We start from the raw sequence: 14,129 nt of genomic DNA, 5'->3' as shown, positions 1-14,129 counted from the left end.
ATGGACGAAGTCGTCTCGTATCGCGGGATGGCGTGACCGGGGTCACGCGGCGGGCCCCTTCCGGTTCGCGCGGAGCCCCCTCCGGGGCCGCTCGGAGCCGAGTGCCGTGCCGGGCGCCGCGCCCGGTGGACCCCTCCGGCCACGGCGCTAGGCGCCGGGCCACGGTCCGGGGGTCTCGGACTCTTCCTTCGATTCCGTTTCCGTCGCGAACAGCTTGAATCCGCGCCGCTGGTAGTTCGCCATCGCCGTGGGGCCGTCCTGGCTGCACGTGTGGACCCAGACGCGCCGCGTCGGCTCCCGGTCCGGCCAGCGGGACGCCAGGTCCCAGGCCCGGGCGACGCCCAGCGACAGCAGGTGCCCGCCGATGCGGCGGCCGCGGAACTCCGGGAGCAGGCCGAAGTACATGATCTCCACGACGCCGTCGTCCTGCGGGTCGAGTTCGACGTAGCCCGCCGGCGTGCCGCGGTCGTACGCCACCCACGTCTCCACCCCCGGCCGGCCCAGCTGCTCCACCCACTGCGCGCGGGTCAGGGCCAGCCGGTCCGTCCAGTGGATGTCGCCGCCCACCGAGGCGTAGAGGAAGCGGCTGAACTCGGGGGAGGGGACCTCGGACCGGACGACGGTGACCTCCGGACCCGGCGCGGCCGCGGGGACCAGGTCCCCGGGCGAGGACATGTCCAGGGACCAGGTGGTGAGGGTGATGGTGCTCATGCAGGTCAGGGAATCACGCCGGACCCGGTACGGACCAGGCGGGCCCTGATCACCGCCGGGGCGGACCACCTCCACCGCCACGTCGTCGGCGAAGCGGTACGGCCGGGCCGTCTCTAGCCGGCGATCCGCGCCCGTTCCACGACGGCGCCGAGGTCCAGGCTGTGCGGCAGCGTGCCGAACGCCGCGCCCCAGTCGCCGCCGAGCCGCGAGGCGCAGAACGCGTCCGCCACCTCCGGCGGGGCCCACCGCACCAGCAGCGAACCCTGGAGCACCAGCGCCATGCGCTCCACGACACGGCGGGCCCGCGCCTCGATGCCGTCCAGGTCGGCCAGCTCCGTCAGCAGCCCCTTGATGGCCGCGTCGAGCCGGTGGTCGGCGCCCCGGGCCAGACCGACCTCGGTGAGGAAGGCGTTCAGCGCGTGCGGCTCCCGCTGGAGGGCGCGCAGGACATCCAGCGCCTGCACGTTGCCCGAGCCCTCCCAGATGGAGTTCAGCGGGGACTCGCGCAGCAGTCTCGGCATGCCGGACTCCTCGACGTAGCCGTTGCCGCCCAGGCACTCCAGGGCCTCCGCCACCATCGGCGTACAGCGCTTGGTCACCCAGTACTTGGCCGCGGGCACGGCGAGGCGCAGGAACGCCTTCTCCTGGTCCGTGCCGGCGTCGTAGGCCGCCGCGAGGCGCAGCGTGAGGGTGGTGGCCGCCTCCGACTCCAGGGCGAGGTCCGCGAGCACGTTGCGCATCAGCGGCTGCTCGATGAGCGGTGCTCCGAAAGCAGAGCGGTGCTCCGCGTGGTGCACGGCCTGCGTCAGCGCCTGCCGCATCAGCGAGGCCGAGCCGATGACGCAGTCCAGCCGGGTCGCCGCGACCATCTCGATGATGGTCCGCACCCCCCGGCCCTCCTCGCCCACCCGCCGGGCCCAGGTCCCGTCGAACTCGACCTCACTCGAGGCGTTCGACCGGTTGCCCAGCTTCTCCTTCAGCCGCTGGATCGCGAACACGTTCCGTGTGCCGTCCGGCAGCACCCGCGGCACCAGGAAGCACGTCAGCCCTCCCGGTGCCTGCGCCAGCACCAGGAACCCGTCGCACATCGGCGCCGAGCAGAACCACTTGTGCCCGGTGAGGAGGTACTCCCCGGAGGCGTCCAGGGGCACCGCCGACGTCGTGTTCGCCCGTACGTCGCTGCCCCCCTGCTTCTCCGTCATCCCCATGCCGAACAGCACGCCGGCCTTCTCCCCGGCCGGCCGCAGGCCCCGCTCGTACACGTGCGAGGTCAGCCGCGGCTCCCACTCGGCGGCCAGCTCCGGATCGGCCCGCAGCGCCGGCACGGCGGCGTGCGTCATCGACACCGGGCAGCCGTGCCCGGCCTCGGCCTGGGACCACACGAAGAACCCGGCCGCACGGCGCAGGTGCCCCGCCGGGCGGCCCCAGGCGTCGGTGAGCCCGGAGGTCACGGCGTGCCCGAGCAGCCGGTGCCAGGCCGGGTGGAAGTCCACCTCGTCGATCCGGTTCCCGTACCGGTCGTGCGTGCGCAGTTCCGGCGGATGCGCGTTCGCCTGTTCACCCCACTCCTGGGCCTGCGCGGAGCCCGCGGCGCGCCCGAGCGTCGTGAGCTCCTCCCTTACCTCCCCCAGGAGTTCGGGGTCCGCGGAGGCGAGGTGCCGTTCCACGCCCTCCGTGAGGGCGCGATCGCCCCCGTAGACGTCGTGGCCCACCAGGGGCGGGGCCTGGTTGCTGACTGTGTGGGTGGTGGCTGCCATGCGGATACCGTAAGGACGTGCAGCCAGCAAAAGAAACACCCGAGCGGATCCCAGGACGGCTCCACCGGGCCCGCGCCCTCTACCGCAACGTCTCCAAGCGGAAGATGGCCTGGCTGCTGCTGAAGGACACCGTCAACTCGTGCATCGAGTACCGCATCCTCGGACTCGCGGCCGAGGCGGCCTTCTTCACCCTGCTCTCGCTGCCCCCGCTGTTCCTCGGCCTCCTCGGCCTCCTCGGCTACGTGGACGGCTGGACGGACACCGCGTCCGTCCAGAGCATCGAGGAGAACATCCTGCGGGCCGTCGGCACGGTGCTCTCCGACCGGGGCGTCAACGACATCGCCAGGCCCATGCTGGACGACGTCACCAGCCGGGGCCGCCCCGACCTGATCTCGCTCGGCTTCGCCTTCGCGCTGTGGTCGGGCTCCCGCGCCGTCAACGTCTTCATCGACACCATCACCGTGATGTACGGGCTCGACGGCCAGCGCGGCATCGTCAAGACCCGGCTGCTGGCCTTCCTGCTGTACATCATCGCCCTGCTGATCGGCGCGATCGTGCTGCCGCTGATGGTGGTCGGCCCCGACGCGGTGGTCCGGCTGGTGCCCTGGAGCACCGAGGTGATCGCGGTGCTCTACTGGCCGACGGTCACCGTGCTGTCCATCGCCTTCCTGACCACCCTCTACCACGTGTCCGTCCCGGTGCGCTCGCCGTGGATCGAGGACGTGCCGGGCGCGCTGGTCGCCCTCGCGATGTGGGTGCTGGGCTCGTTCCTGCTGCGGATCTACCTCACCAACACCGTGGAGGGTCCGACGATCTACGGATCGCTGGCCGCGCCGGTCGCCATCCTCCTGTGGATCGGCATCTCGGCCTTCGCCGTGCTCGTCGGCGCCGCCGTCAACGCCGCCATCGACCGCGTCTGGCCGTCCGTGGCCACGGCGGCGGCCCGCGAGGCGAACGAGCGGGTCCGCGAGGCGGAGGCGGCGCAGCTGATCGCGCGGGCCGCCGCCTGGCGGGCGATGGCGGAGGGCGAGTCGGAGGACGACGAGGACGACGGGATGCCGTCGGAGTTCCCCGAACGGTGGTCGAAGTTCCTCCCGCCCGAGGACTACACCTCCAGGATCCGCAAGCACTGACCGGCGGACCCCGCCGGTCGGTTCCCGGTGCCGTGACCGGAAGGGTCCACCGGGTCACGGCACTAGCCTGGTCACATGTACGAGGAAGCGCGCTCGGCGGCCGTGCCCGGAGCCGTGCTGTGGCGGGCCGGGGGCCCCGGCGGCGGCTCCGGCGGCATGGTGCTGCCCGACGGGTGCATGGACCTGCTGTGGGTGGACGGGCGGCTGCTCGTCGCCGGCACCGACACCCGGCCGCACCCGGCCGGGGAGGTCCCCGGCGGGGTCTTCGCCGGGATCCGGCTCGCGCCCGGCACCGCCCCCGCCCTGCTCGGTGTACCCGCGCACGTCCTGCGGGACCGGCGCGTCGAGCTCGCCGAGCTGTGGCCGGCCCGCGAGGCACGCCGCCTGGCCGGGCTCGTCGGGGCGTACGGGGACCCGCGCGCCGGGCTGGAGGAGCTGGCCGCGCGGCGGGCCGCCGCAGCCGGGCCGCCCGACCCGGTCACCGCCGAGGTCGTCGCCCGGCTCCGCGCCGGGGAGGCGGTGGCCGCGGTCGCCGCGGCCGTGGGGCTCGGCGAACGCCGGCTGCACCGGCGCTCGCTCGACGCCTTCGGGTACGGTCCCCGCACCCTGGGCCGGGTGCTGCGGATGCGGCGGGCCCTCGCGCTCGCCCGGTCCGGGATGCGCTATGCCGAGGTCGCGCACGCCGCCGGGTACGCCGACCAGGCCCACCTGGCCCGCGAGGTCCGCGCGCTGGCGGGGACCACGCTGAGCGCCTACACCGCGGGATCCGGATCCGCCGGGGCCGGACCGAGCACCTACGAGGGCTCGGTGGGGGCTCCCGGGGCCGCCTCCGAGGGGGCGAACAGCGAGACCCCGCAGCCGTCCGGGTCGAGGACCACGGCGTAGCGCTGGCCCCAGAAGGCGTCCCACGGCTTCAGGTGGCCCGGGTGCCCCGCGGCGGTCAGCTCGGCGTACAGCGCGTCCACCTCGGCGGGGGAGTCGCACAGGAAGGCCAGATCGCGGCGGCCGTCGTCGGTGGGCCGGACCCAGGACGGGTCGAAGGAACGCACGGTGTCCTCCGTGTCCCATCCGATCCGCAGCCCGCCGGGGAGCACGGCCTCCACGTGCGGCTGCTCCTCGGCGCCGGGCGGAACGTCCAGGCCGAGGCGGCGGTAGAAGGCGAGCGAGGCGGCCATGTCGGAGACGACCATGCCGATCATGTCGAGTCGAGGAGTCATGCCGCCAGCGTAGGTACGGCCCGCGGCCCGCGTCTTGAAGGAAACGGACATCCGGCCGTGCCGCGGACCCCGTTGCCCGGAGCGGTCGTCCGGCCGCGGCCGGACTTCATCAGCGGCACCGGGTACCTCCCCGTGCGGTTCGGCTGACGGCTGACGGCGGGCGCCGGGCCCGGCCACCGCCCCGGGGCGGTGGAAAAGAAGTGGCCTCCGCCCGCGGGACCTTGTTACGGTGGATCCGTTCCCGCCGACCGGTGCGGAACAGCCAGTTGTGCATGACCCGGAGGTGAGTTCGTTGATGACTGTCGTCGCGCAGGGCGCTGCCCGCACTCAGAAGACCATCAATGTCACTTCCGTGGTCTCCGGCTGACCTCACACACCTCCACGCGCCGGGCGCGTGCCGCCGGGGCCACCCTGTGAAGGGTTTCCCTTGTCTTTCTCCTCCCTCTCCTCCTTCCCGCAGGCTCCGCTCCCGCACGCCCTCGCCGCCTTCGGCTGGGACGACGCGTGGGCGGCCGAGTTCACCCCGTACGCCGAACAGGGCCTCGTCCCCGGCCGCGTCGTACGGGTCGACCGGGGCCAGTGCGATGTCATGACCCCCGACGGCGCGGTCCGCGCCGACACCGCCTTCGTCACCCCGCACGATCCGCTCCGGGTCATCTGCACCGGTGACTGGGCCGCCGTCGAGCCGGCCGGTACCCCGCGGTACGTGAAGGCGTACCTGCCGCGCCGGACCGCCTTCGTACGGTCCACCTCCTCGCAGCGGTCCGAGGGGCAGATCCTCGCCGCGAACGTCGACCACGCGATCATCGCCGTCTCCCTCGCCGTCGAGCTGGACCTGGGGCGCATCGAGCGGTTCCTGGCGCTGGCGTGGGAGTCGGGCGCGCAGCCGCTGGTCGTCCTCACCAAAGCGGACCTGGTCCCCGACCCGGCGACGCTCGCGCACCTGGTCCAGGACGTGGAGAACACCGCGCCCGGGGTGCCGGTGCTCCCCGTGTCCTCCCGCACGGGGGACGGCACGGACGTCCTGGCCGCCGTCGCCGCGGGCGGCACCAGCGTGCTGCTCGGCATCTCGGGCGCCGGCAAGTCCACCCTGGCCAACACCCTCCTCGGCGCCGACGCGATGGAGGTCCAGGAGGCGCGCGAGGTCGACGGCAAGGGCCGCCACACGACGACGACGCGCAACCTGCTCGTCCTCCCCGGCGGCGGCGTCCTCATCGACACGCCCGGACTGCGGGGCGTGGGCCTCTGGGACGCCGCCGCCGGAGTCGGCCAGGTCTTCGCGGAGATCGAGGAGTACGCGGCACACTGCCGCTTCCACGACTGCGCGCACGAGGCGGAACCGGGGTGCGCGGTGCTGGCCGCCCTGGCCTCGGGGGAACTGGCGGAACGCCGCCTGGAGAGCTACCGCAAACTGCTGCGGGAGAACCAGCGGATCGTCGCCAAGACGGACGCCCGCCTGCGGTCCGAGATCCGCCGGGACTGGCGCCTGAAGTCGGCGGAGGGCCGCGCCAATTACGCGGCGAAGCGCACCGGCCGCGCGTAACCCTGCCGGGGGGACCCGCCGTCGGCCGGCGCCGCCCGGGGGCCGGTGCGCCGGCGGGCTCCGCGTCACCCCGGGCCCACGGCGGCGCCCGGGGTGACGCGGAAGCGGCCGCGGGGCTCAGGTGGGCGCCGGGTGGGGGGTGTGGTGGGCGAGGGGGGTGTGGGGGTCGCCGTCGGGGGTGGGGGCGTGGTCGGTGTGGACCGTCGCCGCGGTCAGCCGGGGGACCGCGTGGATCAGGGCGTGCTCGGCGGCCACCGCCAGCGCGTGCGCCCGGACGACCGTCAGCCCGGGGTCGACCACGATGTCCGCCTCGGCCCGCAGCGCGTGCCCGATCCACCGCATCCGCACGCTCCCCACGTCCAGTACCCCGTCCACCGTGCGCAGCGCTTCCTCCGCCGCGTCGACCAGGGCCGGGTCGACCGAGTCCATCAGCCGCCGGCCGACCTCGCGGGCGGCGTCCTTCAGGACCAGCAGGATCGCCAGGGTGATCAGCAGGCCGACCACCGGGTCGGCGGCCCGCCAGCCCAGTGCCGCTCCGCCGGCGCCCAGCAGGACGGCCAGCGAGGTGAAGCCGTCCGTACGGGCGTGCAGGCCGTCGGCGACCAGCGCGGCCGAGCCGATCCGGCGGCCCGTACGGATGCGGAGCCGGGCGACCCACTCGTTCCCGGCGAACCCGGTGACCGCCGCGCCCGCGACCGCCCACAGGTGGGTGACGTCCCGGGGGTCGAGCAGCCGGTCCACGGCCGCCCAGGCGGCGAGGACCGCGGACGCCGCGATGGCCGCCACGATGACGAGGCCCGCCAGGTCCTCGGCGCGGCCGTACCCGTAGGTGTAGCGGCGGGTCGCCGCCCGCCGCCCGAGCACGAACGCGATGCCCAGCGGAACGGCCGTCAGCGCGTCGGCGGCGTTGTGGACCGTGTCGCCGAGCAGCGCCACCGACCCGGACAGCAGGACGATCGCCGCCTGGACGAGGGTCGTCAGCCCGAGGACGGCGAGGGAGACCCACAGCGTGCGCATCCCCGCGCGGGAGGTCTCCATCGCGGCGTCGACCTTGTCGGCGGCCTCATGGCCGTGCGGCCGGAGCAGGTGGGCCGTCCGGTGCCGCAGCCGGGCCGCACCCCCGGGACCACCCCGCGGCGCGTGCGGGTGAGCGCGCGGGTGCGGGTGCGCGTGCCCGGGGCCGTGCCCGTGTCCTGGGCGGTGCCCATGTGCGTCGTGGTCGTGGTCGTGTGCGTCGTGTCCGTGCGTGTGCCCGTGACCCTCCATGCCGCCCACGGTGGCACACGGATCCGCTTGCGGCCATCACCGTCCTACCTGCCGTGACCAGCTGCGATGTCGTCGCAGCAGCGCCCGTGGCGCCGTAGCGACGGCGGTGCCGCGGCCATCGGCTCCCGTGGCCCCGGCCGTCCCGGCGGTCCCGGCCGGTGGGCTTCACCCCCGGCCCGGGTCAGCCGCTCGGCCATCCCCGGGAGGTACGCCGTCCAGGCCCCACGTGTGGACCCGCTCCGGGTGGATCCGGATGACCTCCGGGCTGAAGTGGGGCCCCAGCTCGTGCGGACCCGTCTCCAGCGTGGCGCGGCCGCGGATCTCGACCCCGCGCACCCGCCACGGCCGGGTGCTCACCAGGTCGTCGACGACCAGCGCCAGCCGCGGGTTGCCCCGGAGGTTGCGCCACTTCTTCGTCGTGCCCATCGCCAGCCCGCCCACCAGGATCGTCCCGTCCTCCTGCGGGAAGAACCCCACCGGGTTCGCCTGCGGCTGCCCCGCCGCGTCCACGGTGGCGAGCCGGCCCAGGTGCTGTGAGCGGAGGTACGCCGACTCCGCCTCGCTGAAACCCTCGAAACCAGTCATGTCCGCCAGGCTCCCAGCCCCCGTCCCCGCCCGCATCGGGCTCCGGGCGTAAGCCCCCCGCGCCCCGGACCGGCCGGACGGCCTACGCCCCCGACACCACCGCGCCCACCCAGGCCCCCACCACCGCCAGGCACGCGAAGAGTTCCACCAGCACGCTCGTCCCCACCGCGCGCATCACCACCCGTACCGACGCCCGCGCCTCCCCGTGCGTCCCGAGCCGGAGCCGCTCGTACAGGTAGACGCCGCCCACGAACCCCGGTACCGCCCCCACCACCGGGACCAGTACGAACCCCAGCACCGCCCCCACACCCGCGTACACCGCCATCCGGGGCGTGACCCCCGCACCCCGCAGCCGCCGCGGCGGGAGCAGCCACTTCACCACCTGCACCACCAGCATCAGAGCCGTCGCCGCGACCAGCAGGGTCCACGCCAGGTCCGACCGCACGTGAAACGCCCACCACATCAGCCCCGCCCACACCAGCCACGTACCCGGCACCCCGGGGACCAGCACCCCCACCACCCCGAGCAGCAGCACCAGCCCCACCAGGAGCAGCTGCGGCAGATCCATCTGCCCAGCCTGACCGACCGTGACCCATCGGGCCACCCAGCGATCCATCAGGCCACCCGGCGACCCATCAGGCCACCGGCCGACCCATCAGGCCACCGGCCGACCTACCGGGCCACCCAGCCCCGCTCGTACGCGTGCCAGCCGAGCTGCAGCCGCGTCGTCACCCCCGACACCTCCATCAGCCCCTTGACCCGCCGCTGCACCGTCCGCAGGCCCAGCTCCAGGTGCTTGGCCACGCTCGCGTCCGTCATCCCCGCCAGCAGCAGCGACAGGATCTCCAGGTCGGTGGTGTCGGGGCTGCCCCCGGACTCCTCCGCCGAGCCGGCCGCGCCCAGCCGCAGCGGCAGCGACTCCCGCCACACCGCCTCGAACAGGCCCGTCAGGGACTCCAGCAGTCCCGACGCGTGCACCACCAGCGCCGCCGGCTCCGCGCCGCGCGCCGTCAACGGCACCATGGCCAGGGTGCGGTCCGCTATCACCAGCTTCGTCGGGACCTGCCCCGTCACCCGGACCCGCTCGCCGCGCGCCAGCGCCGTCGACGCCTCGCGGATCCCGCTCGGCAGGGTCAGTACCTCCCGCTCGATCACCACCCGGTACTCGACCCCGCGGACGGCCGCCCGGTCCTCCGCCTCGTTGTCGGTGCCCGTCACCACCTGCGGCCGGCCGGTGACCAGCGCGCACACCTCCTCCACCGCGCCCAGCTGAATCTGGTGGAAGCGGTGCGCCACCGCGCTCGCGCCCTGCACCACCTCCACCAGGTCGTGCACCGCCGGCTCGGCGGCCTCCGCCCGGTATTCCTCCGCCAGCAGCACCGCCGCCAGCTCCGCCTGCTCCAGCTCGTGCCGCTGCTGCGTCAGCAGGGCCCCCAGGGCCACCCCCGGCGGGGCCGCCACCCAGCGCCCCGGCCGGGCCGAGGACTGGGCCGCCAGCCCGTGCCGCTCCAGGTGCCGCAGCGCCCGTTCGGTCTGCGGCACCGGCAGGGTCAGCCGGTGCGCGAGGTCGGGGACCTCCGCCGCCCCCAGCGCCACCAGCGCGCGGTACGCCGACTCCTGGCCCTCGTCCAGGCCAATCGCACCCAGCAACCCGTCCACCCCACCTCTCCACGCGGCGCCTGGCGGGAAGCGGCCACGGCGCAAACCCGCCGCGGACATCATCGCCGCACCCCCCGCCACTCTGCCAAGGTCATGCCACCGCAGCACCAACATCCGCTGGCCAGAAGCCATTTACGCGGCAGCTTTGCCGTGCAATGCAGTGGTTGGCCGGAATTCACCTGGGGAGAGCGATGCGCCCGATATCGCGTACGGCGCTGGGAGCGGCCACGGCGGCCGTCCTGGCCGCCACCGCCGTGGGCCCGTCCACGGCACAGCCGAGCGACGGAGCGCCGGACAGAAGACCCGTGGCCGGGAGCGAAGCGGCCGGGAAGCAGCCCGCGGCCCCCGTCACCGTGACCCTGGTCACCGGCGACCGGGTCCTGGTCTCCACCGACACCGCCGGCCGCACCGCCGCCACCGCGATGCCCCGCGAGGACGGTTCGCAGCCGCTCGTACAGACCCGCCAGTCCGGCGAGGACCTCTACGTCTACCCCGAGGGCGCGGTCCCCGCGCTCGCCTCGGGCAAGGTCGACCACGAGCTGTTCAACGTCACCGGCCTCGTCCGCCAGGGCTACGACGACGCGCACAGCAAGAAGCTCCCGCTGATCGCCGTCTACGACGCCTCCGTCAACGTGGCGCGCGCCGCCCCGCCCGCGCCCCGCGGCGCCGACCGCTCCCTGGTCCTCGACTCCATCGGCGCCGTGGCGCTCTCCGCCGACAAGCAGCAGGCCACCGCCTTCTGGGCCGACGTCACCGGTACGGACGCCCGCGCCCGCGCCGCCTCCGGCCCGCTGAAGAAGCTGTGGCTCGACGGCAGGGTCCAGGCGAACCTGGAGCGTTCCACCCGCCAGGTCAACGCCCCCGCCGCCTGGGCCGCCGGGTACGACGGCAAGGGCACCAAGGTCGCCGTCCTCGACACCGGCACCGACCTGGAGCACCCCGACCTCAAGGGCCGCGTCGGCGCGTCGAAGAACTTCACCGACTCCGACTCCGACTCCGACCGCCAGGGCCACGGCACCCACACCATCTCCACCGTCGGCGGCTCCGGAGCCGAGAGCGGCGGAGCGAAGAAGGGCGTCGCCCCCGGCGCCGAACTGCTCAGCGGCAAGGTCCTCGACGACCAGGGCTACGGCCTCGACTCGTGGATCATCGCCGGCATGGAGTGGGCCGTCGCCGCCAAGGCCGACGTGGTCTCCATGAGCCTCGGCGACCCCTCCCAGACCCGCTGCGACGACCCGATGAGCGCCGCCGCCGAACGCCTCGCGCAGAACACGGGCACCCTCTTCGTGATCGCCGCGGGCAACACCGGTCCCGGCAACAACACGGTGTCCGCGCCCGGTTGCGCGCCCAGCGTGCTGACCGTCGGCGCCGTCGACCGCGACGACACCACGGCCTCCTTCTCCAGCCGCGGCCCCGCCGGACTCCAGCACACCCTCAAGCCCGAGATCGCCGCCCCCGGCGTCGGGATCTCGGCCGCCGCCGCCGGCGGGCGCGGGGTGTACGCCTACCAGTCCATGTCCGGCACCTCGATGGCCACCCCGCACGTCGCGGGCGCCGCCGCCATCGTCAAACAGCGCCACCCCGACTGGACCGCCCAGCAGATCAAGGCCGCCCTCGTCGGCTCCGCCGACACCAAGGTCCCCGGTGACGTACGGCAGACCGGCGGCGGCCGCCTCGACGTGAAGGCGGCGATCGGCACCGCCGTCGTCGGCGCCCCCGCCGTGCAGGGCGGCACGTACAACTGGCCGCAGGACCGCAGCGACCGGACGACCGTCCAGGTCCCGTACACCAACACCACCGCCCGGCCCGTCACCCTGGACCTCGCCGTCGAGAAGGTCACCGGCAACGACGGCTCCGCCGTCCGCGGCCGGATCGCCCTCCTGGACCGGCGCACGGTGACCGTCCCGGCCGGCGCCACCGTCAAGGTGCCCCTCGCCCTCGACCCGGCCGCGAAGCTGGAACGCTCCCAGTACGGGGACGTGACCGGCCGCGTCGTCGCCACCGCGAACGGCGTGCGCGTCTCCACCCCCTTCTCGCTCTACGTCGAGCCGGAGACGGTGACCCTGCGCGTCAAGCTGATCGACCGCTCGGGCAAGCCGGCCGCCGGACCGTCCTCCCTGGACGTCATCGGCACCGACGACGCGAGCGGCGAGCGGCGCTTCAACGAGGGCGCCGCGGACCAGGTCTACCGGGTGCGCCCCGGCGCGTACTTCCTCTCCGCCTTCGTCGGCACCCCCGACGCGGGCGAGGGCGCCGAGCTGACCGACTCCCTCACCTACCTCGGACGCCCCCAGGTCGAGCTGAGGAAGGACACGACCGTCGTCCTGGACGCCCGCACGGCCGGCCGGCTGGACATCGCGGGCGACAAGCCCCTCGAAGCCCGCAACACCACCCTCGGCTTCGCCCGCAGCTGGGACGACACCTGGCTGCACGCCGGAACCGCCATGGGCGGCCGGACCATCCGCGGCTACTACGCCTCCGTCGACGGACGCGCCGAGGACGGCGCCTTCGAGTTCGGCAGCTACTGGCGGGCCGGGGCCCCCGTGCTCTCCGAGCTGAAGGTGGCCGGCGGCCCGGTCCTGCACCCCATCACCGCCTCCACCGGCAGCGACAACCTCGACGGCCACGGCAGCGCGCCCTTGGCCGACGCCGGATCCGGCACCCCCGAGGAGCTCGCCGCGGTCGCCGCGAAGGGTGCGATCGTCCTGGTCAAGGCCGTGGACGGGGCGCTGTACGACATCGCCCGGAACGCCCGGGACGCGGGCGCCGTCGCCGTGCTCGCCCACCGCGAGGCCCCCGGCCGCTGGGTCGCCTCCACCGGCTTCGCGGGCGCCCCGGTGCCCGTCCTCGCCCTCCAGTCCGGCGAGGGCGAAGCGCTGCTCGCCCGGCTCGCCGCGGGCAAGGTCGCACTGTCCTGGAAGGGCACGGCGAAGAGCCCGTACGTCTACTCCCTCGCCTTCCCCGAGACCGGTCAGGTGCGGGGGAACCACACCTACCGGGTCCGCGACCGCGACCTCGGCCAGGTGGACGCCACCTACCACTCCATGGGCGTGGCGTCGGACTTCATCGACATCTCCGGTGCCTACCGGCCGATCGGCAGCGCCGTCTTCTTCGGCTCGGTCGAGACCGTCGCCGCACCGGGCCGGCGCACCGAGTACTACTCGGCCGGAGACACCTCCTGGGACCAGCTGCTCTCCAGCAGCTTCCCGTGGGGCGAGTTCATGACCGGCGAACAGCGCGCCCATGCCAAGGGCAGCAAGACCACGGCCAGTTGGTACGACGGCGTGACCGCCCCGGTCGCACCCCGCGACCGTACGGGCAAGGAGGCGCTCGCCGCCGAACGGCAGGGCAACCTGATCGGCTTCGCCCCGGCGATGTGGGGCGACAGCGCCCACTTCGCGCAGCCGGGCTCCTTCGGTGACATCGGCGGTCTCCAGCTCAAGCGCGACGGCGAGGTCATCGGGGACAGCTGGTACCCCTTCGGAGTGTTCGAGGTCCCGGCCGGCGAAGCGCGGTACGAACTGACCCAGAGCATCGAGAAGATCGGCCCGCCCGCGCGTACCTGGCAGCGGTCCACCGCCGTCCGGACGGCCTGGGGCTTCACCTCGAAGCTGGACGCGTCGGCGTACTCGCAGGGCCTGCCGCTCCTCTTCCCCCGGTACGCGGCCCCGCTCGACGGGAACAAGACCGTCCCGGCGGCGAACGGCCAGAGCATCGGGCTGAGCGTCACCGGGCACGCGGGCTACGCGCCCGGCGCGCTCAAGTCCGCGAAGCTGTCGTACTCCTACGACGGTGAGCACTGGACCGCGGCGAAGGCGGCCGAGCACGGCGGCAGGTGGAGCGCGGTCGTCGACCACGCGGGAGCTTCCGGCAAGCCGGTATCGCTGAAGGTCGAACTGACCGACGCGAACGGCGTGTCGGTGACCCAGACGGTGATGCGGGCGTACGACGTCCGCTGATCCGTACGGGTAGAGCGGGAGGGGTCCACCGGACGGCGGTCCGGTGGACCCTTTTCGCGCGTTCCGCGTTTTCCGCCGCCGCGGGAGGCCGACAATAGGGCCATGAGTCAGCAGGGCGCGGACGACTGGTGGCAGAAGCTCTACGAGGACCCGGACGCGGGAGCGGACCCCGACCCGGGGGACACGCTCGATCACCGCTTCCGCTCGGCGGCGGTCCTGACGACGCCCCCGACGGTCCCCCCGCAGGCGACCCCGGAGGCCGGGTCACCCCCAGCCGGGGCGGCGCCCGGGGCGGCCGG

At 74.3% G+C, this 14,129-nt stretch carries 11 protein-coding genes and 1 pseudogene; 5 read left to right on the top strand and 7 right to left on the bottom strand.

Annotated elements, in window-relative coordinates; all coding sequences use genetic code 11:
- Positions 1-147: 147 nt before the first annotated feature.
- The gene (locus tag ABT106_RS16415; RefSeq protein ID WP_351277420.1) at positions 148-711 is read right to left on the bottom strand and encodes a GNAT family N-acetyltransferase; all 564 of its coding nucleotides are present in this window, start codon (positions 709-711) and stop codon (positions 148-150) included.
- Between the two features lie 113 nt (positions 712-824).
- Positions 825-2,468 (bottom strand): acyl-CoA dehydrogenase family protein, encoded by a 1,644-nt coding sequence (locus ABT106_RS16410; protein ID WP_351277417.1) that lies wholly within the window; start codon positions 2,466-2,468, stop codon positions 825-827.
- 17 nt (positions 2,469-2,485) lie between these two features.
- Here ABT106_RS16410 and ABT106_RS16405 point away from each other — a divergent pair, with 17 nt between their 5' ends.
- Positions 2,486-3,601, top strand: a complete 1,116-nt coding sequence (locus tag ABT106_RS16405; protein ID WP_351277415.1) for a YihY/virulence factor BrkB family protein — start codon at positions 2,486-2,488, stop codon at positions 3,599-3,601.
- Between the two features lie 75 nt (positions 3,602-3,676).
- Positions 3,677-4,486 carry a helix-turn-helix domain-containing protein gene (locus tag ABT106_RS16400; RefSeq protein WP_351277413.1) on the top strand — a complete coding sequence of 270 codons (810 nt, stop codon included), beginning with the start codon at positions 3,677-3,679 and terminating at the stop codon, positions 4,484-4,486.
- On the opposite strand, the gene ABT106_RS16395 is transcribed toward ABT106_RS16400, so the two are convergent.
- The gene (locus ABT106_RS16395) at positions 4,396-4,818 is read right to left on the bottom strand and encodes a VOC family protein (RefSeq protein ID WP_351277411.1); all 423 of its coding nucleotides are present in this window, start codon (positions 4,816-4,818) and stop codon (positions 4,396-4,398) included. The genes ABT106_RS16400 and ABT106_RS16395 overlap by 91 nt on opposite strands.
- A gap of 427 nt (positions 4,819-5,245) precedes the next feature.
- On the opposite strand from ABT106_RS16395, the gene rsgA reads away from it, so the two are divergent.
- On the top strand, positions 5,246-6,361 hold the full coding sequence (gene rsgA / locus ABT106_RS16390) for a ribosome small subunit-dependent GTPase A (RefSeq protein ID WP_351277409.1): 1,116 nt from the start codon (positions 5,246-5,248) through the stop codon (positions 6,359-6,361).
- Between the two features lie 117 nt (positions 6,362-6,478).
- Here rsgA and ABT106_RS16385 read toward each other — a convergent pair whose 3' ends face one another.
- The 4 genes from ABT106_RS16385 to ABT106_RS16370 all read right to left on the bottom strand — a co-directional run bounded on the left by ABT106_RS16385 (position 6,479) and on the right by ABT106_RS16370 (position 9,862).
- Complete coding sequence (locus ABT106_RS16385) at positions 6,479-7,627, bottom strand: cation diffusion facilitator family transporter (protein ID WP_351277406.1); 1,149 nt, start codon at positions 7,625-7,627, stop codon at positions 6,479-6,481.
- Positions 7,628-7,792: 165 nt separating this feature from the next.
- A complete protein-coding gene (locus ABT106_RS16380; RefSeq protein WP_351277404.1) occupies positions 7,793-8,212 on the bottom strand; it encodes a PPOX class F420-dependent oxidoreductase in 420 nt (139 codons plus the stop codon).
- An 82-nt stretch (positions 8,213-8,294) separates the two neighbouring features.
- On the bottom strand, positions 8,295-8,780 hold the full coding sequence (locus ABT106_RS16375; protein ID WP_351277401.1) for a DUF456 domain-containing protein: 486 nt from the start codon (positions 8,778-8,780) through the stop codon (positions 8,295-8,297).
- Positions 8,781-8,884: 104 nt separating this feature from the next.
- The gene (locus ABT106_RS16370; protein WP_351277398.1) at positions 8,885-9,862 is read right to left on the bottom strand and encodes a helix-turn-helix domain-containing protein; all 978 of its coding nucleotides are present in this window, start codon (positions 9,860-9,862) and stop codon (positions 8,885-8,887) included.
- Positions 9,863-10,062: 200 nt separating this feature from the next.
- Between ABT106_RS16370 and ABT106_RS16365 the strand changes: the two genes are divergently transcribed.
- Together ABT106_RS16365 and ABT106_RS16360 are read left to right on the top strand one after the other, a co-directional pair.
- Complete coding sequence (locus ABT106_RS16365) at positions 10,063-13,830, top strand: S8 family peptidase (RefSeq protein WP_351277395.1); 3,768 nt, start codon at positions 10,063-10,065, stop codon at positions 13,828-13,830.
- Between the two features lie 102 nt (positions 13,831-13,932).
- Positions 13,933-14,129, top strand: a pseudogene (locus tag ABT106_RS16360) (protein phosphatase 2C domain-containing protein); the annotation flags it as partial.

It is taken from the genome of Streptomyces sp. NPDC002044 (genome assembly GCF_040296725.1).
Taxonomy (GTDB): Bacteria; Actinomycetota; Actinomycetes; order Streptomycetales; family Streptomycetaceae; genus Streptomyces; species Streptomyces antarcticus.
This window is presented reverse-complemented; position numbering and strand designations above follow the sequence as displayed.